The 20,469-nt window shown below is 70.2% G+C and carries 20 protein-coding genes; 13 read left to right on the top strand and 7 right to left on the bottom strand.

Features of this window, described 5'->3' with window-relative positions; genetic code table 11:
* The first annotated feature begins 1 nt into the window (after position 1).
* Genes ACQPXM_RS05295 through ACQPXM_RS05285 form a run of 3 tightly spaced genes read left to right on the top strand, consistent with a single transcriptional unit; the run spans position 2 to position 1,975 of the window.
* A complete protein-coding gene (locus ACQPXM_RS05295) occupies positions 2–433 on the top strand; it encodes a hypothetical protein (RefSeq protein ID WP_432945336.1) in 432 nt (143 codons plus the stop codon).
* A complete protein-coding gene (locus ACQPXM_RS05290) occupies positions 430–1,023 on the top strand; it encodes a hypothetical protein (RefSeq protein WP_432945335.1) in 594 nt (197 codons plus the stop codon). The genes ACQPXM_RS05295 and ACQPXM_RS05290 overlap by 4 nt, the downstream gene beginning before the upstream one ends.
* A 7-nt stretch (positions 1,024–1,030) precedes the next feature.
* Complete coding sequence (locus ACQPXM_RS05285; RefSeq protein WP_432945333.1) at positions 1,031–1,975, top strand: hypothetical protein; 945 nt, start codon at positions 1,031–1,033, stop codon at positions 1,973–1,975.
* A 15-nt stretch (positions 1,976–1,990) separates the two neighbouring features.
* On the opposite strand, the gene ACQPXM_RS05280 is transcribed toward ACQPXM_RS05285, so the two are convergent.
* The 4 genes from ACQPXM_RS05280 to ACQPXM_RS05265 all read right to left on the bottom strand — a co-directional run bounded on the left by ACQPXM_RS05280 (position 1,991) and on the right by ACQPXM_RS05265 (position 4,694).
* Entirely contained in the window at positions 1,991–2,392 is a 402-nt protein-coding gene (locus ACQPXM_RS05280) for a type II toxin-antitoxin system VapC family toxin (RefSeq protein ID WP_432945331.1), read from the bottom strand.
* Entirely contained in the window at positions 2,392–2,664 is a 273-nt protein-coding gene (locus ACQPXM_RS05275) for a type II toxin-antitoxin system Phd/YefM family antitoxin (RefSeq protein WP_432945329.1), read from the bottom strand. The genes ACQPXM_RS05280 and ACQPXM_RS05275 overlap by 1 nt, the downstream gene beginning before the upstream one ends.
* Positions 2,665–2,778: 114 nt before the next feature.
* Entirely contained in the window at positions 2,779–3,546 is a 768-nt protein-coding gene (locus tag ACQPXM_RS05270; protein ID WP_432945327.1) for an SDR family NAD(P)-dependent oxidoreductase, read from the bottom strand.
* Positions 3,543–4,694, bottom strand: coding sequence for an acyl-CoA dehydrogenase family protein (locus ACQPXM_RS05265; RefSeq protein ID WP_432945325.1), 1,152 nt, complete (start codon positions 4,692–4,694; stop codon positions 3,543–3,545). The genes ACQPXM_RS05270 and ACQPXM_RS05265 overlap by 4 nt, the downstream gene beginning before the upstream one ends.
* A gap of 85 nt (positions 4,695–4,779) precedes the next feature.
* Between ACQPXM_RS05265 and ACQPXM_RS05260 the strand changes: the two genes are divergently transcribed.
* The 5 genes from ACQPXM_RS05260 to ACQPXM_RS05240 all read left to right on the top strand — a co-directional run bounded on the left by ACQPXM_RS05260 (position 4,780) and on the right by ACQPXM_RS05240 (position 9,269).
* Positions 4,780–5,364 (top strand): TetR/AcrR family transcriptional regulator, encoded by a 585-nt coding sequence (locus ACQPXM_RS05260; RefSeq protein WP_432945323.1) that lies wholly within the window; start codon positions 4,780–4,782, stop codon positions 5,362–5,364.
* A 32-nt stretch (positions 5,365–5,396) separates the two neighbouring features.
* A complete protein-coding gene (locus ACQPXM_RS05255; protein ID WP_432945321.1) occupies positions 5,397–7,049 on the top strand; it encodes an alkaline phosphatase D family protein in 1,653 nt (550 codons plus the stop codon).
* 135 nt (positions 7,050–7,184) lie between these two features.
* Complete coding sequence (locus ACQPXM_RS05250) at positions 7,185–8,069, top strand: S1 family peptidase (protein WP_432945320.1); 885 nt, start codon at positions 7,185–7,187, stop codon at positions 8,067–8,069.
* A 253-nt stretch (positions 8,070–8,322) separates the two neighbouring features.
* Positions 8,323–8,658: a type IV toxin-antitoxin system AbiEi family antitoxin domain-containing protein gene (locus ACQPXM_RS05245; protein WP_432945318.1), complete on the top strand. Its 336-nt coding sequence runs from the start codon at positions 8,323–8,325 to the stop codon at positions 8,656–8,658.
* 83 nt (positions 8,659–8,741) lie between these two features.
* Positions 8,742–9,269 (top strand): hypothetical protein, encoded by a 528-nt coding sequence (locus tag ACQPXM_RS05240; protein WP_432945316.1) that lies wholly within the window; start codon positions 8,742–8,744, stop codon positions 9,267–9,269.
* Between the two features lie 101 nt (positions 9,270–9,370).
* On the opposite strand, the gene rlmB is transcribed toward ACQPXM_RS05240, so the two are convergent.
* Entirely contained in the window at positions 9,371–10,333 is a 963-nt protein-coding gene (rlmB, locus tag ACQPXM_RS05235; protein WP_432945314.1) for a 23S rRNA (guanosine(2251)-2'-O)-methyltransferase RlmB, read from the bottom strand.
* A 1-nt stretch (position 10,334) separates the two neighbouring features.
* Positions 10,335–11,780 (bottom strand): cysteine--tRNA ligase, encoded by a 1,446-nt coding sequence (gene cysS, locus ACQPXM_RS05230; protein WP_432945312.1) that lies wholly within the window; start codon positions 11,778–11,780, stop codon positions 10,335–10,337.
* Between the two features lie 139 nt (positions 11,781–11,919).
* Here cysS and ACQPXM_RS05225 point away from each other — a divergent pair, with 139 nt between their 5' ends.
* Both ACQPXM_RS05225 and ACQPXM_RS05220 read left to right on the top strand, forming a co-directional pair.
* Complete coding sequence (locus ACQPXM_RS05225) at positions 11,920–12,477, top strand: GNAT family N-acetyltransferase (RefSeq protein WP_432945310.1); 558 nt, start codon at positions 11,920–11,922, stop codon at positions 12,475–12,477.
* Positions 12,478–12,534: 57 nt separating this feature from the next.
* The gene (locus ACQPXM_RS05220; RefSeq protein ID WP_432945308.1) at positions 12,535–13,827 is read left to right on the top strand and encodes a peptidase C39 family protein; all 1,293 of its coding nucleotides are present in this window, start codon (positions 12,535–12,537) and stop codon (positions 13,825–13,827) included.
* Between the two features lie 95 nt (positions 13,828–13,922).
* Here the strand turns inward: ACQPXM_RS05220 and ACQPXM_RS05215 are convergent, their stop codons facing one another.
* Entirely contained in the window at positions 13,923–15,602 is a 1,680-nt protein-coding gene (locus tag ACQPXM_RS05215; RefSeq protein WP_432945306.1) for a DUF2207 family protein, read from the bottom strand.
* A gap of 235 nt (positions 15,603–15,837) precedes the next feature.
* On the opposite strand from ACQPXM_RS05215, the gene ACQPXM_RS05210 reads away from it, so the two are divergent.
* The 3 genes from ACQPXM_RS05210 (at position 15,838) to ACQPXM_RS05200 (ending at position 20,417) form a co-directional block, all read left to right on the top strand.
* On the top strand, positions 15,838–17,259 hold the full coding sequence (locus tag ACQPXM_RS05210; protein ID WP_432945304.1) for a neutral zinc metallopeptidase: 1,422 nt from the start codon (positions 15,838–15,840) through the stop codon (positions 17,257–17,259).
* Between the two features lie 167 nt (positions 17,260–17,426).
* The gene (locus ACQPXM_RS05205; RefSeq protein ID WP_432945302.1) at positions 17,427–18,500 is read left to right on the top strand and encodes a neutral zinc metallopeptidase; all 1,074 of its coding nucleotides are present in this window, start codon (positions 17,427–17,429) and stop codon (positions 18,498–18,500) included.
* A gap of 9 nt (positions 18,501–18,509) precedes the next feature.
* Complete coding sequence (locus tag ACQPXM_RS05200) at positions 18,510–20,417, top strand: neutral zinc metallopeptidase (protein WP_432945300.1); 1,908 nt, start codon at positions 18,510–18,512, stop codon at positions 20,415–20,417.
* The last annotated feature ends 52 nt before the right edge of the window (positions 20,418–20,469 follow it).

Raw genomic sequence — 20,469 nt, 5'->3', positions numbered from 1 at the left:
GGTGGGTGCGGTCCTGCTGGCCGGCGTGGTGGTCGGCGCGGCGGTCCTCGGAGCGAACACGTTGACCAGCCAGGCTGAGTCAGTCATCACGCCCTCCTCTGCTGCGACGGTGATGGGTACCGGTGGCGAGACGGCTCCGGCCAAGCCTGGCTGGCGGTGGGAGACATACGCCGACGTGCAGTTGCAGGTGCCGGAGACGTGGGCGCAGTCGCTGTGGGCCGGGCCGCCGGACTGCACGGAGGACGATTGGGTGCCTGAGGCAACGGTCTTCCGGCCGGGTGGGATCCGGGGATTGGCTCTGAAGATCTGCGCGACTCCGAAGGCCGCCCGGCAGGTCGCGCCGTCCGTCGTCTTCGACGGTGAGCGACCGGGCGTCGTACAGCTGGCCGGCGGTTGGTTCGCGAGACCCGGAAGTTCGGCGATCAGCTGGTGACCGTGACCGCCGGCGACGACGTGCTGCGTCGGCAGATCTTCGAGTCGGCCGCTGTCGTCGAGACGGTCGACAGCTACGGCTGCGCTCCCCGGGCCGACCGGCGGGTCGCGCGCCCAACTGCCCAGGGCGGACTCAAATCGGTCGGCGAGGTCACTGGGGTCAGCGTCTGCCGGTACTCCATCCGAGGCCTGCCGATTGCTCCGACCGGCGGCCCCGAGGACATCCGCTACGCCCGCCTGCAAGCCAGCTCCCGCCTGACCGGCACCGCCGCCGACCACCTGCTCCGCGACCTCCTCGCTGCTCCACCCGGCGTCGGCCCGACATTCTCCGACCCTCGGCGGTGCACGCCCGAGCCGAGCCCCGACCCCGGCCACGACTTCCTGATCCTCCGGGTCCAGGGCACCGATCATGCCCAGGACGTCCTCTACCGCTACGACGGTTGTCGCCACAACGGCACCGACGACGGCTCGACGCTGCGGCAGCTCACCGCCGGCACCGCGCGCCAGCTCTTCGTCGGCGTGCACCAACTCAACGTGTCCCACCCCGCGCTCGACATGTTCTTGATCGGCACGCCGCCGCCCGTGCGATGATCCAGAGATGACCGGCTGGCGCTGGGAGTCGTACCAGACCGTCGAGGTCCAGGTCCCCGACGACTGGCGCTACGGCACGACCAACAGTCCGCCCTGCCTGGTCAAGGAGCTCCGTCCCCCGTACGTCGGCCGGCCGGGCGCCGTCCGCGGCATCGGTTGCCGCGATCCACTCCCAGCGCTGCCGTTCCGCGCGTCGTACCTGTGGTTCGACGCGGACCACAGGCAACGCGGCCGGCCCGACATGCCGCACGTCGCCGGTCCACGAGAACCAGGAGTCCAGCCCGAAGACCACGGCTGGACCGAGGAGACCCGGGTCGTCGACGGGGTCTACCTCACCGTCCTGTGCGACGACAACGCCTTGCGGCGAAGGATCCTGGACTCCGCCCGGCCCATCGACGGCACCGACGCGTACGGTTGCCCGCCGGACCATCCACTCGCCGCCCCGCCGGATCACCACCCGATCGCCAATTCTCCAGCCGATGCTCGTCGCCACCAACCAGTCGATCGCCCAGCGAACTCCGGCGGCCTGGCATCGCTCGGCGCCGTCGACTCGATCATCGTCTGCCGCTACTCGATCGGCAGGTACCCGCCGTACCGAAGAGCCCCACTGATCGCCAGCTCGATCATTCAAAGCCCCGCCGCAGCCGCGCTGGCCGCAGCCATCCTCGACGCCCCTGAAGGTTTCGGCCCCGAAGACCTCAGCTGCATCGACATCCTCGGCCAGGAACTGATCGTCCTCAAGGTCCGCGCCGGCGACCGTGAGCAGGAAGTCCTCGTCCGCTACTCCGGCTGCCACTTCAACGGCACCGACGACGGCACCACCCGCCGCCGCCTCACCGCCGCGGTGGTGCGGCCCCTGCTCACCGGTCCCCACCAGCAAACGACGTACAACAGCGGGCTGTACGACCTGGTCCACGGCCACGCCAGCGTGTTCAAGCCGACAGGTCAGTAGGACCTCCCCGCAAGCTCACTGCGAACCTGGCGAAGCGGTTGGCAGGCCGAGTGCATCGGCCGCCGCGAGCAGGCGGCGATCGTACGTGACGAAGGCCGCCAGGTCGTCGCCGAGCACGGCATCAGCCGTCGCCAGGTGAATCGCGTCCAGCGAGCGGATCGACTCGTCGAGATAGGCGGCGGCAGTCGTCTTGACCAGGTCGTCGATCTCGTACACCGCGAGCCGCGCCAGCACTGCCGGTACAGCGGCGAGCAGTTCCGGCTCGGTACGGCGTAACGCGCGGGGTAACTCGACCTCTGCGATCGCCGACGACACGAGCAACCGATCGGAGCGGGTGTTCAGCCAGTCGACCAACGCGTCCGACGCGACCTCGCGGCGGACGAGCTTCACCAGCGCCGCGGTGTCGAGATAGATCATCAGTAGCGTTCCTCGCCACGCAGCTCCTCGAGCAGCGCGCCCGACTCCTGCGTGGTGCGCACCTCACCCTTGGGATGCGGCAATGGTCCAGCAGCCCGCGGAGGTCTCAGGTTGCCGGTGGCCAGCAAACGGCCGATCGGCGAGGGCTCGGCCGGGACCAGCCGGGCGACGACAACACCGCGCTCGGTGATGTCGACTTCTTCTCCGCGTTTCACCCGAGCCAGCACTTTGGCCGTCTCTTGGTTCAGCTCCCTGATCGGCACCTCAGCCATGACCTGATCGTAGTACATATTTGTCTGACACCGCCTTCCCGAGTTGTTGTCGACAGGGAAGGTACGAGGTTTCGACGCGGTGGACGGGGTTGTCCACAGGTCACATGAGAGCAATCAGCGCGGGGGCATCCGGAGGGCGCCGTCGAGGCGGATGACTTCGCCGTTGAGGAGTTGGTTGTCGAGGATGTGGGTGACCAGGGCGGCGTACTCGTCGGGGCGGCCGAGGCGGGAGGGGTGGGGGACCTGCTGTTCGAGTACGGTGCGGGTCTCCTCGGGGAGGCCGGCCAGCATCGGGGTTTCCATCGTGCCGGGGGCGATGGTGACGACGCGGATGGCCTTGTCGGCGAGGTCGCGGGCGGCGGTGAGGGTGAGGCTGACGATGCCGCCCTTGCTGGCGGCGTAGGCGGCCTGGCCGATCTGGCCGTCGTACGCGGCGATGGAGGCGGTCATCACGAACACGCCGCGGTCACCGTCCTCGGAAGGCGGCAGGGTGAGCATCCGCTCGGCGGCGAGGCGGAGGACGTTGAAGGTGCCGATCAGGTTGACCTCGACGACCTGCCGGAAAGTTGCTAGCGGCAACGGACCCTTGCGGCCGACGACGCGGCCGGGGGTGGCGATGCCGGCGCAGGTGACGACGACGCGGAGATCACCCAACGCAGCAGCCGCGTCCAGCGCCGCGACGACTGCGGCCTCGTCGGTGACGTCGGTGGGGGCGAAGACGACCCGCTCCCCCAGCTCCTCGGCGATCGCCTTGCCCGCCGAGGACGGCAGGTCGCAGATGACCACGCCGGCGCCGGCCGCGGCCAGGCGGCGTACGGTCGCCTCGCCCAGGCCGGAGCCACCGCCGGTGACCAGAGCTACGTCGGACGGGCCAAGCTTCATCGAACACTCCTGAGCAAGTCGCGGCTGATCACCAGGCGCTGGATCTGGTTGGTTCCCTCGAAGATCTGCGTCACCTTGGCCTCGCGCATGTAGCGCTCGGCCGGGAAGTCACGGGTGTAACCGTAGCCACCGAGCACCTGCACGGCGTCGGTGGTCACCTTCATCGCGGCGTCGGTGCAGACCAGCTTGGCGATCGCCGCCTGCTGGGTGAACGGCCGGCCGAGGTCATGCCGGCGAGCCGCCTGCAGGTACGTCGCGCGGGCCGACTCGACCGCCGCCGCCATGTCCGCGAGCAGGAACTGCATCCCCTGGAAGTCCGCGATCGCGTGCCCGAACTGCTTGCGCTCCAACGCGTACGACGCCGCGCAGTCCAGCGCCGCCTGCGCCAGCCCAACCGCGCACGCGGCGATCCCGAGCCGGCCCGAGTCCAGCGCGGACAGCGCGATGCGCATTCCGTCGCCCTCGGCGCCGATCAGGTGGTCGGCCGGCACCCGGACCTGGTCGAAGTTGACCAGCGTGGTGGTCGAGCCGGTCAGGCCCATCTTCCGCTCGGGCGCCCCGAAGCTGAGCCCGGCGGACGAGGCCGGCACGTGGAAGGCCGAGATCCCGTGCTTGGGGTCGGCCGACGTACGCGCGAAAGTCGTGTAGAAGTCGGCGTGCGAGCCATGCGTGATCCAGGACTTGGTCCCGGTCAGCACGTACTCGTCGCCGTCGCGGACGGCCTTGGTGGTCATCGAGCTGATGTCGGACCCGGCCTGCGGCTCGGACAGCGCATACGCGCCGAGCAGCTCGCCACCGATCATGTCGGGCAGGAACCGCGCCCGCTGCTCCTCGGTCCCGCGGGTCGCCACGGCGTAGCTGGTCATCGTGTGCACCGAGAGCCCGACGCCGACCGACATCCAGGCGGCGGCGATCTCCTCGAGCATCTGCAGGTAGACCTCGTACGGCTGGTCGGCGCCGCCGTACTGCTCCGGGTACGGCAGGCCCAGCAGGCCGGCCTTGCCGAGCGTGCGGAACGCCTCGCGCGGGAAGGTCTCGTTCTCCTCGGCCTTGGCCGCGTACGGCGCCAGCTCGTGCTCGCACAGGTCCCGGACCAGGTCCAGCAGGTCGGTGGACTCCTCGGTCGGCAGCAACCGGTCGACAGCCATCAGGCACCCCTCTCCACGGCTACCGAAACAGTACTTCCATTGATACTGAAGACTCAAGTTCAGTATCGTTCTATGCTGTCTCGATATGACAACAGTCGTTCCGGGGCGCCGCACGCGCCGGCAGTCCGAGCTGCTCGACCGGCTCCTGTCGCTGTTCCTCACGCAGGGCTTCAGCCGGTTCACCCTGGACGACCTCGCCGCCGAGCTGCGCTGCAGCAAAACCACCCTGTACGCGCTCGCGCCGAGCAAGGAACAGCTGGCCGTCGAGGTGGTCAAGCACTACTTCAAGAACGCCACCGCCCAGGTCGAGGCGACGGTCGCCCGCCAGACCCGGCACGACCGCCGGATCGCCGCCTACCTGAACGCGGTCGCCGACGCGCTGCGCCCGGCCAGCCGGACCTTCCTGGACGACGTGTCGACGTTCGCGCCGGCCCGTTCGGTCTACGAGCGCAACACCCGGATCGCCGCCGAGCGGGTCCGCACGCTGATCGAGGACGGCATCGCCAGCAAGACCTTCCGCCAGGTCGACATCGGCTTCGCCGCGGAGATGGTCGCGCACACCATGCAGGCGATCCAGCGCGGCGACATCGCCCGCCGGACCGGCCTCAACGACGCCGAGGCCTACCGCGAACTGGCCTCGTTCGTGCTGCACTCGCTCCGCGTCGACTGACACCACTTGGGTGCGGCGGATAGCTTTTCCGGATGCAACTGAAGTTGGGTCCGCTGCTGCGGTACGTCGACCAGACGCGGGCGACCGTCTGGGTGGAGACCACCGGACCGGGCGAGGTGGAGATCCTCGGCCACCGGGCGACCACCTGGTCCGTGCACGGCCACCACTACGCGCTGGTTCTGATCGAAGGGCTCGCGCCGGCCAGCAGTACGCCGTACGAGGTGCACCTGGACGGGCAGCGGGTCTGGCCGCCGGCGGATTCGCCGTACGGGCCGAGCGTGATCCGGACGGCGGGAGCCGACGGCGCCTTCCGGCTGACGTTCGGGTCGTGCCGGCGGTCGGCGCCGTTCGACGAGCACGGGTTCAAGGAGTTCGGGCCGGACGCGCTGGTCGCGCTGGCGGAGCGGATGGCCGGCACGGACCACGAGCGGCCGGACGCGCTCCTGCTGCTCGGCGACCAGGTGTACGCCGACGACCCGTCGGACGCCGTACTGGAGAAGCTGCGTGAGGCGCACGGCGGCCGGCCCGGTTCGGAGGTGCAGGACGAGATCGGCAACTTCGAGGAGTACACCTGGCTGTACGACGACGCGTGGACCCAGCCCGCGGTGCGCTGGCTGTTCTCGACCGTGCCGCTGTGCATGCTGCTCGACGACCACGACCTGCGCGACGACTGGAACACCTCGCTGACCTGGCGCCGCTGGGTGACGCAGCAGCCCTGGTGGCACGACCGGGTGGTCGGCGCCTACGCGTCGTACTGGGTGTACCAGCACCTGGGCAACCTCTCGCCGGAGCAGCTGACCGAGGACGCCACCTACCAGGCGATGCGGACTCTGACGGACGACGACGAGCGGACGGCATACCTGGACTCCTTCGCGTGGGAAGCCGACGAGGATCCGGCGTCGACCCGGTGGAGCTTCTACCGCGACTTCGGCGGCGGCGTGCGGCTGGTCGCGGTGGACTCGCGCTGCTCGCGGCACCTGCAGCCGGACGAGCGGGCGATGGTCGACGCGCACGAGTGGGAGTGGGTCCGGCGGCACACGATCGAGGCTTCGGAGCCGATCAATCACCTGCTGCTCGCGTCGACGCTGCCGTTCTTGCTCGCACCGGGGTTGCACCACCTGGAGGGGTGGGACGAGGCGATCTCGTCCGGCGCGTGGGGACCGCGCGGGGCCGCGATCGGCGAGCGGATCCGGCAGGGGATGGATCTGGAGCACTGGGCGTCGTTCCGGAAGTCGTTCGAGGACGTCACCGACCTGCTGACCGAACTGGTCAAGACCGACGATGCGCCGGCCTCGATCCTGATGCTGTCCGGCGACGTGCACTGTAGTTACCTGGCCGAGGCACGGTTGAGCGCGATCGAGCATCCGGGGACGGCGATCCGGCAGCTGACGATGTCGCCGTTTCGCAACCCGATCCCCAAGCACGTCCGGCTCGCCAACAAGCTGCTCGACAGCCGGTGGATGACGTTCCTGCTGCACCGGCTGGCGCGCTCCGCGGGGGTGCGCGATGTGGCGGCGTCGTGGCGTACGTCGTACGGGCCGTGGTTCGACAACGGGGTGATGAGCGTCGCGATCGAGGGCGACCACGCGGCCGTCGACGTGGATCACGCCCGGCTGGCGGACGGGCGTCAGCAACTGGCCAGATCGCTGCATTACCAGGTCGGAGCCGTCCGCCGGCGAGACTGACCGGTTTCCGGACGGAGGATTACCCTTACCCTCCGCGTTCGGCCGGGCACTTTGTGACAGTTTCCGGTAGAACAGATCACGGTTGAGTCAAGGACGTTCCCGCCCCGGGCGTCCTCATCATGAGGAGGCACAACCATGCGTATTCGCCGTACCGTGACCCTGCTGGCCACCGCCGGCCTGGTCGCCACCACCGTCCAGCTCTCCGCCCAGGCCAGCGCGGCCCCGGGCCCCGAGGCCGCCGTCGCCTCGGCGAGCACCATCACCGCCACCTTGAGCAAGGAGGCGTCGATCCCCGGCACCGCCTGGATGACCGACGAGAAGTCGGGCCGGATCATCGTCTCGTACGACGACACCGTGAGCGGCGCCAAACTCACCGCGCTCACCAACGTCACCAAGCGCTTCGGCAGCCAGGTCACCCTGGAGAAGCTGCCCGGCGTCCTCAGCAAGCGGATCAGCGGAGGCGACGCGATCTACACCGGCGGCTACCGCTGCTCGCTCGGCTTCAACGTGCGCAGTGGCAGCACGTACTACTTCCTGACCGCGGGCCACTGCACGAACCTGGGCACCAACTGGTACGCCAACTCGTCACAGACGACCCTGCTCGGCACCCGGTACGGCACCAGCTTCCCGGGCAACGACTACGGCATCGTCCGGTACAGCACGTCGTACACGAACCACCCCGGCAACGTGAACCTGTACAACGGCTCGTACCAGGACATCACCTCCGCCGCGAACCCGACCGTCGGCCAGTCGGTCCGGCGCAGCGGCAGCACGACCGGCCTGCGCAGCGGCTCGGTCACCGGCCTGAACGCCACCGTCAACTACGCCGAGGGCACCGTCACCGGCCTGATCCGCACCAACGTCTGCGCCGAAGGCGGCGACTCCGGCGGCGCCCTCTTCTCCGGCACCACCGCCCTCGGCCTCACCTCCGGCGGCAGCGGCAACTGCCGCACCGGCGGTACGACGTTCTTCCAGCCGGTCGTCGAGGTCCTGAACCGCTACGGCGTCCAGGTCTACTGACCCCGGACTCCAGGCATGGCGCCTCAACCCGGCGCTTCTGAAGGACATAGCCGGCCCCGGAGCAGGTGACGGGAGCTGGACCATGAAGCCGGGACTTCGGACACGACACTTCTTGTCCGAGGTCCCGGCTTCCGGTACGTGGTCCCGACGTCGAGCGCTCCGCGTCGGCGGGCGGGTGCGCGAGTCGCGGTGGTTGTCCACAGGCGCTGGATTGATCCGGCGGAGTGCGCCGGACCGGCGGCATGTTGTGGGTGTGAATCCGAAGTTGGTGGTGATGACCCGTCTGCGTGGCGGTTGGTTCTCGCGCGCGGACGCAGCGGCGGCTGGATACAGCGACAGCGAGATCCGGCGACGATTGCGGCTGGGCAAATGGTCCCGGCTGTGCAGAGACGCGTACGCCGAGATCGGCGTACCGGCGGACGAGCGGTTCGCGTGGGAGCGGGCCGAGCGGTGGCACAAACTTCTGTCCCGCGTGGTCCTGCAGCGGTTGGACGCGACGTCGCCCTCAGCCATCAATCGGCTGCGCTCCAGCACGGCCTGCCGTCCTGGGGTCTGGACCTCAGCCTGGTACAGGTCACCCGGCCGGTAGGGCGGATCCGGTCCGACCGCACCCTGCAGACGCACCGTTCGCCGCTCCAGCCCCATGACACCTGCGTGGTCGGCGGATGCCGCGTGACGTCGGTGGCTCGGGCTGTCGTAGAGGTTGCCTGCAGTGCGTCGTACCAGGTCGGCGTCGTACTGGCGGACGCCGCATTGAACGCCGAACTGGTGCAGGAAGACGAGCTGGTCGCGACGGCTGACCGCTTCCGGCACTGGGCGGGATCACCGGCCGCCCGGGCGGCGGTCCGGTTCGCCGACCCGCTGAGCGAATCCGTCGGCGAATCGCGGTTGCGGGTCCTGATGGCCAACCACGGTCTCCCCGATCCACGACTGCAGGTCGAGATCCGTGACGACGACGGTCAGCTCGCCGGCCGCGTCGACTTCCTGCTCGGGCGGCGGCTGATCGTCGAGTTCGACGGCGCCCAGAAGTACGCCGTACGGGCGTCGGACGCGTTGATGGCCGAGAAGTGGCGAGAGGACCGGTTGCGGGAGTTGGGTTATTCGTTCGTCCGGGTCGGCTGGTCCGACCTGGATCGGCCGGAGCAGGTCGTCCACCGGTTGTGGCGTGCGCTGGCGGCTCGTCGGTCGGCGGGCGCGTGAACAGGAGAACGGGACCTCGGACAACAAATAAGGTGTCCGAGGTCCCGCGTTCCTGTCCGCAGTACCGCGATCCGGTACGCAGTCCCGCGTTTGGTGCCGAGCTACTGCGCGCGGCGGCGGGAGATTTCGTACAGGGCGACGCCGGTGGCGATGCCTGCGTTGAGGGACTCGGTGGCCGACGTCATCGGGATGGAGACGATGATGTCGCAGTTCTCGCGGACCAGGCGGGCCAGGCCTTTGCCTTCGGAGCCGACGACCAGGACGATCGGGTCGGTGGCGGACTGCAGGTCGGGCAGTTCGACCTCGCCGCCCATGTCGAGGCCGACGACCAGGAGGCCGGCGTCCTTGTAGGACTTCAGGGCGCGGTTGAGGTTGGTGACCCGGGCGACCGGGATGCGGGCCGCGGCGCCGGCCGAGGTCTTCCAGGCCGAGGCGGAGATCGACGCGGCGCGGCGTTCGGGGACGACGACGCCGTGGGCGCCGAAGGCCGCGGCCGAGCGGGTGATCGCGCCGAGGTTGCGCGGGTCGGTGACGCCGTCCAGCGCGACGATCAGCGGCGCCTGGTCGGCGTCGTGCGCCGCGCGCAGCAGGTCGTCGGGATGCGCGTACTCGTACGGCGGGATCTGGATCGCCAGGCCCTGGTGCGCGCCGTTGCTGGTGTGCCGGTCGAGCTCGATCCGCGGCACCTCGAGCAGCGCGATGCCCCGCTCGACGGCCAGCAGCAGCGCCTCGCGCAGGCGCGGGTCACGTTCGGTGCCTTCGGCAACATAAACCGCACTGGCCGGTACGCCGGCCCGCAGCGCCTCGACGACCGGGTTGCGGCCGTAGACCCACTCGACGGTCGCGGTCTCGTCCTTGCGCGACGACCGGCGGGTGGTGCTGCGCTTCTCGGCCCGCTCCTTGGCCTTGGCGCGCTTGTGGGCGGGGTGCTTGGTCCGGTCCACCGCCTTCGGCGTCGGGCCCTTGCCCTCCAGTCCACGGCGAACCCGGCCACCGGACCCGGCCGTCGGGTTGCCCCGCGGCTTCTTCCGGATGGCTCCCTTGCGCTGACTACTGCCTGGCACGTCAGTTTCCTTCACTCGTTGGGCGCGGGGCGATCGTCCAGCGCGGCCCTTGCGGGGTGTCCTCGACGACGACGCCGAGCTCCTTCAACCGGTCGCGGATCTGGTCCGACGCGGCGTAGTCCTTGCGCTCGCGGGCCGCCTGGCGCTGGTCGAGCAACGCGCCGACCAGCCCGTCGACGACCTCGGTGAGCTCGTCGTTCGAACCCGACCGCGACGCCCACGGCTCGGCCAGCGGGTCGAGCCCGAACACGTCGAGCATCGACCGGACCGTGGCCAGGGTCTCCCGCAGCGCGGGCGAGTCCCCGTCCGCGAGCAGCTTGTTGCCGTCCCGCACGGTCGTGTGCAGCACGGCCATCGCGGCCGGCGTCCCGAGGTCGTCGTCCATCGCGGCGACGAAGTCGGCCGGCAGCTCGACGGCGGCCGGGTCGGCAGCGTCCGCCGCGCCGGTCAGCTCGGTCGCGCGGGTGACAAAGCCCTCGATCCGCTGGAAGCTGGTCGCGGCCTCCTCCAGCGCGCCGAACGAGAACTCCACCACCGACCGGTAGTGCGACTGGACCAGGTAGAACCGCAGCTCGATCGGGCGGACCCGCTCGACGACGTTGCGCACGATCGCGCCGTTGCCCAGCGACTTGGACATCTTCTCGCCGGCCGCGGTGACGAGGGCGTTGTGCATCCAGAACCGGGCGAACTTCTGCCCGACCGCGGTCGACTGGGCCAGCTCGTTCTCGTGGTGCGGGAAGCGCAGGTCCAGGCCGCCGCCGTGGATGTCGAACTCGGCCCCGAGGTACTTGCCGGCCATCGCCGAGCACTCCAGGTGCCAGCCCGGCCGGCCGCGGCCCCACGGGGTCGGCCAGGAGGCGGTCAGCGGCACGCCCTCGGTGTGGCCCTTCCAGAGCGCGAAGTCGCGCGGGTCCCGCTTGCCGCGCGGGTCCGCGTCCTCGGCGGCCTCCATGTCGTCGATCTTCTGGTTCGACAGCTCGCCGTAGGCCGGCCAGGACTTCACGTCGAAGTAGACGTCGCCGGAGCCGTCCTGCGCGACGTACGCGTGGCCGCCGTCGATCAGCTGCTGGATCATCTCCAGCATCTCCGGGATGTGCCCGGTCGCGCGCGGCTCGTACGTCGGCGGGCGGCAGCCCAGCACGTCGTAGGCCCAGTGCAGCTCGCGCTCGAACTCGTACGCGTGCGCCCACCAGGGGATCTCGCGCTCGGCCGACTTCGCCAGGATCTTGTCCTCGATGTCGGTCACGTTCGCGATCACGGTGACCTGGTAGCCCGAGCGCTCCAGCCAGCGCCGCAGGACGTCGAACACGACCTCCTTGTAGATGTGCCCGACGTGCGGGGCACCCTGCACCGTCAGCCCGCAGTGGTAGATCCCGACCTGGCCCGGGTGGACCGGCACGAAATCCCTCACGCTGGCTGTCGCGGTGTCGTACAAGCGAAGAGTCACCGATCAAGGGTAACGGTCTTTCACCATCACTCTTGACAAATTCTCCCCAGGCAGGACGCGCTCGGCCAGGCGCTTCCACACCGCGAGCCCCGGCGAACTCCGGCGAAATCCGGTTGCGGCCGTTTCTAGGGTGGAAACGATGACTGATTACTTGCCGATCCGGACCGACCGGCTGACGCTGCGCCGGTACCGCGAGACCGACTTCGACGACCTGCTGAAGCTGCAGTCCAACGACGACGTCACCCGCTTCCTGCTGTACGACTCGAAGACCCCGGAGGAGGTCCGCGAGTCGCTGGCCAAGCGCCTGGCCGAGGTCACGATGGACGCCGAGGGCCAAGCGCTGACGCTGGCCGTCGAGCTGACCGAGACCGGGCAGCACCTCGGCGAGGTGACGTTGTTCGTGCACTCCGTCGAGCACCGCACCGGCGAGCTCGGCTACGTCTTCCACCCCGAGTCCGGCGGCCACGGCTACGCCGCCGAGGCGGCGGTCGAACTGCTCCGGCTCGGCTTCGAGCACTTCGGCATGCGCCGGGTGATCGCCCGGCTGGACGCCCGCAACACCGGCTCGGTGAAGCTGCTCGAGCGGCTCGGGCTGCGGCGCGAGGCGCACTTCGTCCGCAACGAGTTCCTCAAGGGCGAGTGGACCGACGAACTGGTCTACGCCATGCTCGCCGACGAGTGGGCCGCCAAGAAGTAACTTGTGCGACACGTAAGCCGTTACGAATTCACAACGGGTGCCCTATCGTCGGAAGGTATGAAACCCGCCACCCGCAGTACCGCCACGCTGCTGGTCACCGTCCTGCTCGGCAGCCTCGTTGTCACGCCGTCCGTCGCCGCGCGCACTCCGTCCGCGCGCGACATCGGCTATCACGAGTGGACCTCGTCGCTCGACTTCCTGGCCGGCCGGCACGAAGGCACGACGGTCGACCAGGGGTCCCTGGTCTTCAGCGACCCCACCGGCACCACGTCGTACGTCGATCCGTTCGGCGACGGAACGGCGAAGACCTACGAGCAGGCCACCTGGGAGTCGCCGGAGGTGCGGCCCGGGTTCGCCCTGACCGAGCTGATCGCCTCGTGGAACGCCACCACGCCGGCCGGGACCTGGATCGAGGTGTCGATGGCCGGCCGGTCCGATCTGGGCACCACCACGAAATGGTACGTGCTCGGCCGGTGGACCGACGGCGACGACACCGCCGCCGGGTCGATCCACCGGACCAGCGTGCCGAACCAGGAGGACACCGTCGGCGATGTCGCGGTCGACACCTTCGTGGCCAACGACGGGCGCTCGCTGGACAGCTGGAAGCTCAAGGTGACGCTCTACCGCCAGGCGGGCAGTGACCAGGTCCCGGTGGTCCGGTCCGTCGGAGCGATGGCCTCGCGGCTGCCCGACGACAAGACCGTGCCGGTCAGCCCGAACGGCGGCGCGTGGGGCCAGGTGCTCGACGTACCGACGTACTCGCAGGAGACGCACATCGGGCACTACCCGCAGTGGGACAACGGCGGCGAGGCCTGGTGCTCGGCGACCTCGACCGCGATGGTGCTCGACTACTGGCAGGCCGGACCGAGCCGCGCGGAGACCTCCTGGGTCGACCCGGCCGACGCCGATCCGCAGGTCGACCACGCGGCCCGGATGGTCTTCGACTACGCCTACGACGGCGCGGGGAACTGGCCGTTCAACACGGCGTACGCCGGGACGCGCCAACTGGATGCGTTCGTCACCCGGTTGCGCTCACTGACCGAGGCGGAGCAGTTCATCAAGGCGGGCATTCCGCTGGTCGCCTCGCTGTCGTTCAAGAAGAACGAGCTGCCCGGCGCGGGCTACGGCACCAACGGGCACCTGATGGTGATCGTCGGGTTCGACCACAACGGCAACGTGGTGGTCAACGACCCGGCTTCGCACCTGATCCCGAGCAACGACCAGGTCCGGACGACGTACGACCGCAAGGCCTTCGAGAACGCGTGGATCCCGCACTCGGGCGGGCTGGTGTACGTGATCCGTCCGAGCTCGCAGCCGCTGCCACCGACTGTTGCTCAGAGCAACTGGTAGCGGTCGGGGCCGACCGGGGCACCGGCGACGAGCAGCTCGTCGCCGGTGTGCCGCGCCTGGCCCGGCAGGTGATCAGCGCGTGACTCAGCTGATGGTCAGCGCGTGAACAGGGCGCCGGTGAGATTGGTGGTCAGGTTGCGCAGCGAGTCGGGCAGGTGCTGCAGGTGCCAGCCGCCGGGACCCCGGTACCAGGGGAAGCCCTCGTCCTCGGTGTCGTCCACGTCGGTCGCGACCAGTGCGTCGATCCAGCGCTCGGAACCGCCCAGGACCACGGCGTACGGGAGGGCGCGGGAGCAGAGCTCGACGTGCTGGTCACTGGGCAGCTCGCTGACGTCCATCTCCAGCAGCTCGCCGCGGATCGCCGCGACCTGACCGAGTACGCGCCCGGCGGCAGGGGCTTTGGCGGGCATGTGCCGGCCGATCACCAGCAGCCCGACGCCAACGGCGGTGATGGCGATGCCCAGCAGGCCCCAGGTGGTGAACAGGGCGAGCAGAACGATCAGGACCACGCCGAGCACGGTGATGCCGAGGCCGATCGTGGTCCACAGCGAACGCGTGCGGTCCGGGCGCTCGGTGAACCAGCCGCGCTTCACCACCCCGTCGTACAGGGCGTCCTGGACCAGGCCGAGGTTCGCCCGGACCTGCGGGCCGAGCTCGGAGACCAGCACGGTGTCGTGGTCGCCGAAGATCGCGCGGACAAGCACGTTCTCGTAGCGCTGCAGCTCCTCGGACGGCGCGTTCGCGACCCGCGTGAGCTGCCAGTCCGGACGGGCGAACTCCGAGCTGTGCTCGAGTTCGGTGATGGTCAGGTGGCCGCGGACCGCCAGGTCGATGATCGTCGCGGTCACGTCGACCGGGTCGATCCGCTCGTCGATCAGCGTGCCGACCTCGCCGGGACGCAGGTCGGCCGGCGGGGTGAAGTCGATCCGGGTGTCCTGCCCGAGGCTGAACAGCGACGCCGGAACGACGCGGCTCGGGTCGACCTGGTCGCGGCCGCGCAGCCGGTACAGGGCGAGCAGCGCGCCGGCGCCGAGCAGCAGCACGAGCAGAGCGGTGATCAGCTGGGCGGTGTCGGTGGAGAAGGCCCGCTTGAAGGTCTTGCGGTACTCGACGATCGAGTTCGCCGCGATCTCGCCCTCGGGGAAACCGACGGACATCCGGACCGTGTTGCCCGGCGGCAGACCCTGCTGCCGGAACGTCGGTCCGGCGGTCTCGCCGAGCTGCGCCAGCGTGCAGGGGTGGTTGCTGTCCACCGCGCCGGCGACGCAGGAGACGTGCGAGACCTCGGGGGTGCTGAAGACGACGTTCGCGTCCTGCACCGTGTAGGACAGGCCGGTCAGCGGCGCGAACCGGACCTCGGTGCCGTTCAGCGTGCTCGCGACCGCGCCGCGCACGGTGTAGGTGAAGTCCAGTTGCGCGTCGCCGGTGACGTCCTCGACCGCGATCGAGGTGACGTCGCCCTCGGTGCTCTGCTCGGCCTTTTTCGTCTCGCCGCCGGCCTTGACCTGCAGGTCCTCGATCTTCTGTACGTGGTCGACGTCGTCGGGCAGGTGGTCGCGGGTGAGCAGGAACCGGGTGAAGGTCCCGGTCACGTTGCTCAGCTTCCACGTCTCGGAGACCTTGAGCGCACCGTCGCGGTCCACCCTGATCTCACTGTCGAAGTTGGTCACCACCGGGTCGGCGGCACCACTCAGACCGGACGCGCCGGCCGAGGCACCGGTGACGACCAGGATTCCGAGAGCGCACAGGGATACCCCGAGCAGACGTAGACGCATCGCCCAATCACACCGTATCGAGAGGGTCAGGAATGTTCGGTCCCCTGCGATACGACGTGCAGCGGCCGCTTGCAGGGGGCACCTTACCGCGACTCATGCCGGGCGCAACGATCCCGCCGGACGGACCGGACGGCGGCGGCCGTGCGGGCTGAGCCCGGGCTCGGATAGCGTCTGCCGGTGCGAGGCTGCGCCCCGAGCCGCGCACGTGTCCGCCGGTGGGGCAGTGGGAGAACGCGTGTCGGACAACCAGTGGGGGCCACCGGGCCAGTACCCGCCGCAGCAGCCACCGCAAGGCCCGTACCAGCCGCCCACGCCGTACCAGCCGGGCCAGCCGCCGTACGGACCGCCTGGCGGTCAGCCGCCGTACGGCGCTCAGCCGCCGAGCGGGCAACCCCAGTACGGCGGTCAGGCGCCGGCCGGGCAGGCGCCGTACGGAGGTCAGCCGCCCTACGGCGGGCAGGTGCCGCCCCCGGGACCGTTGGCGCCGCAGCCCTGGCAGCCGCAGCCCGGACAGCCCGGCTACAGCGCTCGCCCACCGATGCAGCAGCTCCCGCACGGGCTCGGCTGGGGTGCTCCGCCACCCGGCGGGCCGCACGGACCAGGCGGTCCGTACCACCCGCAGGGACCGCACGGCCCCCGGAAGAAGAGCAAGGCGATCTGGTTCATCGCCCCGCTGATCGTCGTCGGCGTCGCGCTGCTCGGCCTGCGGGTCGTCAGCTCCGCGCTCAAGGACAGCGGACCGGACGACTACTCCAGCCCGGTCATCCCCACCGCGACGACCAGCTCGTCCGCCGACCCCTCCGCCGAGCCGAGCGTCGGGGCGTCGCCCGACAACCCCACCGTGGCACCGACCACCCGCCCGCCGGCGCCCCGGCCGACGGTGACCAAGCCGACCGCGCCGCGGACCACCAACCCGCCGGTCCGGCGCGGCCCGACCGACTACGAGATCGTCAGCCGGAACCGGATCTACGCGTCCGGCGCGATGCCGTCGGTGGGCTGCCGGGAGAGCAGCGCCCGGCCGTCGAGTGCGGCCGGCGCCCGGGCCAACTACGCGCAGTTGCGGGCGTGCCTGAACCGCAGCTGGACGGCGATGGTCCAGCGTTCCGGCGCGACCTTCCGCCCGCCGACGGTGCTCACCTTCACCGGGGTGGTGCAGTCGCCGTGCGGCTCGATGAGCGACACCGGCCCGCCGTTCTACTGCAGCACCAACGAGACCATCTACATGAACCTGCGCGAGGACGTCGGCAACTACAACCGGTATCCGCAGTCGTACCAGAAGGTCTGGGCACGGATGTGGATGCTGCATCAGTTCGCGCACGAGTACGGCCACCACGTCCAGAGCCTGACCGGCATCCTGGAGGCCAACCACGACATGCGCTACGAGGCGCCGACCCGGGCCGCGGAGCTGGAGCTGACCCGGCGGCTGGAGCTGCAGGCCTCCTGCTTCAGCGACGTCTTCATCGGCGCCAACCGGCGGACCTACCCGGTCACCGGCCAGGCGCAGACCCAGTGGAGGTGGCTGATCGGGCACGTCACCGACCACGCCAACGACCACGGTGACGCCCCGAACCACGCGTACTGGGCCCTGCGCGGCTACAACAGCCGCAATCCGGCCGCCTGCAACACCTTCACCGCACCGTCGGCCCGCGTACGCTAGCGGGCCGGGCCTGTGGTCCCGGATGATCAGCTTGCCGTGGGCAGACGTGGACGGCTGCCGGTGGATAGCCTGGTCGTCCGGATCACCGCCCTGTGTGTCCCGGGGGGATGAGGAACGTGTCGAATCAGGACTGGAGCGCACCACCAGGAGAACCACCGCCGGGACCGATGCCCGACGGTTCGATACCGCTCTATGCCAGTTACCCGCTGCCCGGTACGCCGGGCGGCGGACCGGCGTTGCCGCAGGTGGGCTGGGGGCCCGAGTTCGAGGCGGGCGGCCACATCCGGCACGGCGGACCGCAGCGCAAGCGCCGCAGCGGTCTGCTGGCCGGGCTGCTGCTGCTCGGCGGGGTCGGTGTGCTCGTGGTGATCGTTGCTGTCGCACTCCGCGGCAACAGCGAGCCGACAGTCGCACCGTCGTACCGGCCGGGGGCCGAGGCACCCAGTGCGACGCCGGGGACCGACGACAGCTCGGGCGGAACCCCAGGGGCTCCGCAGGCGTCGCAGGACAGTGCAGCGATCGTGCAGACCGACGGGTTCTACCGCAGCGGGGTGCAGAAGACGGTGAACTGCCGGGAGCCCCAGGTCGCGCTCAGCACGGCCGGAGCCGTGCGGAGCTACTACGCCAACCTGATCGGCTGCCTGAACCGCGCCTGGACGCCACTGGTCCGCGCCGGGAAGGACCAGTACGCCGCGCCGCGGGTGCTGTTCTGGGCCGGGACCGTGCAGTCGCCGTGCACGAGCTCGGCGCCGACGTCGTTCTACTGCTCGGCCAACCGGACGCTCTACCTGAAGTTCGAGGACGACATCAAACTGTGGACCCGGGCCTCGGACGAGCCGAACCGGGCCTTCTCCCGGATGTGGGCGACCTACACCGCCGGCCACGAGTTCGGCCATCACATCCAGCAGCTGACCGGGATCCTGTCGGCCGCGACGCGACTTGAGTACGACGCGCCGGACCGGGCCGCGCGACTCGAGGTGAGCCGGCGGATCGAGTTGCAGGCATCCTGTCTCGGGGCTGCTTTCATGGGGGCGAACAAGACGTCGTACGGGATCACCGGGCTCGACCTGACCATCTACCGGCGTTACGTGGAGGCTCAGACCGGGGATGAGAACAACCGTGGTGGCCCGCGGGACCACGGAGCGCGGAGCAGTCACCAGTACTGGGCCGCGCGGGGCTTCAACACTGTCAACAGCGCCAGCTGCAACACGTTCACGGCTTCGGCCAGCAAGGTCTCGTGAGGAGTATCGATGTCGGACAACTGGAATCCACCCCCTGGGCGGGAGCCGTCGGAGCCGGAGGGCGACCAGCCCGCCGGCAACCCTGGCACGCCACCGAGGGATGGCCAGTCGCCCCGCTGGTGGACCGAGTCCACCGACAAGCCGGAGGAGTACCTGAAGCCGGACTCCTCACAGCAGCCCACACCGCCGCCGGCCCGGCCCCCGGCGGCGCCGCAGTGGTACACGCCGGGGCTGGGTGACCAGCCGTCCACCGGTGAGCAGCCCGGGGCGAGCAACCCGGGGTGGAACCTGCCGCCCTCCACCCCACGAGGTCAGCACTCGGCGCCGCCGCCGACGTCTCCTCGCCCCGGTAACGCCGGTGCGCCCGGCACGGGGACGAGCGGCTACCGCTCGCACACCGGCATGGGCGCGACGGCGGCCGGGGGCCCCCAGGCCGCTGGACCCACGGGCGGGACGCCCACGTCCGGACCCGCCGGTGGCGCCCCCGGAACCGGCGCTGCGGGCGGCGTCTTCGGGACAGGTGCTGCGGGCAGCACGCCTGCACCCGGCACAGGCGGAATCCCCGCGTCCGGAACAGGCTCCTCCTCCGGAGCAGGCAGTACCCCCACGTCCGGAACCGGCGGCACGCCGACCTCCGGCGCCCAGGGCGGCCCGTACACCGGCGGACCTGCCGGCGGAGCTTCCGGCGGCGTGCCCTCGACCGGCGCAGGGCAGGGCGGGTTCACCGGCTCCTGGCCCACCGCCTCGACCGGTCCGGTACCGCCTCCGCCGACCGGTGGATGGCCTGGGCCGACGACCGGGCCGCAGCAGCCGCAGAATCCGTGGGCGGCGGCAACCACCGGCGGTGCCGGCGGCTGGCAGCAGGGTGGTGGACCGAACGGCCCGCAGGGTGGCCAGCCGAACTGGCAGTACCCGCCGATCCCGATCCCGAAGCCGCCGGGCCCGGGACGCCGCCGCAAGCCGCGGCAGCTGTCCAAGGGTCTGCTGATCATGCTCGTCGCGCTGGCCGTGCTCGTGGTCGGCTCCGGCGTCACGGTCGCGCTGAAGCTGACCGGCGACGACCCGACCACCCCGGTCGCCGTCGAGACCCCGTCCGAGACCCCCTCGGAGACGCCGTCCGAGACGCCTTCGGCCACGCCGACGCCGACGCCCACCCCGAAGCCGACGCCGAAGCCGAAGCCCAAGCCGCGACAGCCCACGCCGTACGAGACGGTGGCCAAGAACAAGATCTACTCGGTCGGCGTCCTGCAGCCGACCAAGTGCGTCGAGCCGCCGTACCGGCCGACCACGTTCGCCGCGACCAAGGCGTACTACCAGCGGCTGCTGCCGTGCCTGAACCGCACCTGGTGGCTCGCGCTGAAGAAGTCCGGCCAGCCGTTCCGCGCGCCGCACCTGATCGTCTACGCCAACCAGGTGAAGACCCCGTGCGGCATCGAGCGCGGCACCCGCGGCTTCTACTGCGGCGCGAACGAGGCGATCTACATGCCGTTCAACGTCGACTACAACAACTACAAGATCAACCCGACCTACACCCGGGCGTGGATGCTGAACACGTTCGCGCACGAGTACGGTCACCACATCCAGCAGCTGACCGGCATCTTCCGCGCCAGCTTCGCCCGCCAGGCGACGATGGCCGACCCGAACCTGCGGCTGCTGGAGTCGCGCCGGCGCGAGCTGCAGGCGGCCTGCTTCGGCTCGGCCTACCTGGGCACCAACGCAGCCTTCATCCCGATGCGCGGCGACCTGCTGAACAACTGGAAGTTCGCGGTCGCGAACGCGGGTGACGAGTTCAGCCGGCCGAGGGTCCGCGACCATGGCTCGAAGGTGAACCACAACCGCTGGTCGATCCGGGGCTTCAACTACAAGAACCCGGTCTTCTGCAACACCTTCAGCACCAACCCGCAGTACACCAGCTGATCCCTGGTACGACGAAGCCCCGGGATCCCTTGCAGACAAGGGATCCCGGGGC

Source organism: Kribbella sp. CA-253562 (genome assembly GCF_050942265.1).
Taxonomy (GTDB): Bacteria; Actinomycetota; Actinomycetes; order Propionibacteriales; family Kribbellaceae; genus Kribbella.
This window is presented reverse-complemented; position numbering and strand designations above follow the sequence as displayed.

Excerpts from the sequence above, each read along its gene's own strand:
- ACQPXM_RS05285 (WP_432945333.1), top strand. The coding sequence starts at position 1,031 with ATGACCGGCTGGCGCTGGGAGTCGTACCAGACCGTCGAGGTCCAGGTC.
- ACQPXM_RS05280 (WP_432945331.1), bottom strand. The coding sequence starts at position 2,392 with ATGATCTATCTCGACACCGCGGCGCTGGTGAAGCTCGTCCGCCGCGAG.
- ACQPXM_RS05275 (WP_432945329.1), bottom strand. The coding sequence starts at position 2,664 with ATGGCTGAGGTGCCGATCAGGGAGCTGAACCAAGAGACGGCCAAAGTG.
- ACQPXM_RS05270 (WP_432945327.1), bottom strand. The coding sequence starts at position 3,546 with ATGAAGCTTGGCCCGTCCGACGTAGCTCTGGTCACCGGCGGTGGCTCC.
- ACQPXM_RS05265 (WP_432945325.1), bottom strand. The coding sequence starts at position 4,694 with ATGGCTGTCGACCGGTTGCTGCCGACCGAGGAGTCCACCGACCTGCTG.
- ACQPXM_RS05260 (WP_432945323.1), top strand. The coding sequence starts at position 4,780 with ATGACAACAGTCGTTCCGGGGCGCCGCACGCGCCGGCAGTCCGAGCTG.
- ACQPXM_RS05255 (WP_432945321.1), top strand. The coding sequence starts at position 5,397 with ATGCAACTGAAGTTGGGTCCGCTGCTGCGGTACGTCGACCAGACGCGG.
- ACQPXM_RS05250 (WP_432945320.1), top strand. The coding sequence starts at position 7,185 with ATGCGTATTCGCCGTACCGTGACCCTGCTGGCCACCGCCGGCCTGGTC.
- ACQPXM_RS05225 (WP_432945310.1), top strand. The coding sequence starts at position 11,920 with ATGACTGATTACTTGCCGATCCGGACCGACCGGCTGACGCTGCGCCGG.
- ACQPXM_RS05220 (WP_432945308.1), top strand. The coding sequence starts at position 12,535 with ATGAAACCCGCCACCCGCAGTACCGCCACGCTGCTGGTCACCGTCCTG.
- ACQPXM_RS05215 (WP_432945306.1), bottom strand. The coding sequence starts at position 15,602 with ATGCGTCTACGTCTGCTCGGGGTATCCCTGTGCGCTCTCGGAATCCTG.
- ACQPXM_RS05205 (WP_432945302.1), top strand. The coding sequence starts at position 17,427 with ATGCCCGACGGTTCGATACCGCTCTATGCCAGTTACCCGCTGCCCGGT.
- ACQPXM_RS05200 (WP_432945300.1), top strand. The coding sequence starts at position 18,510 with ATGTCGGACAACTGGAATCCACCCCCTGGGCGGGAGCCGTCGGAGCCG.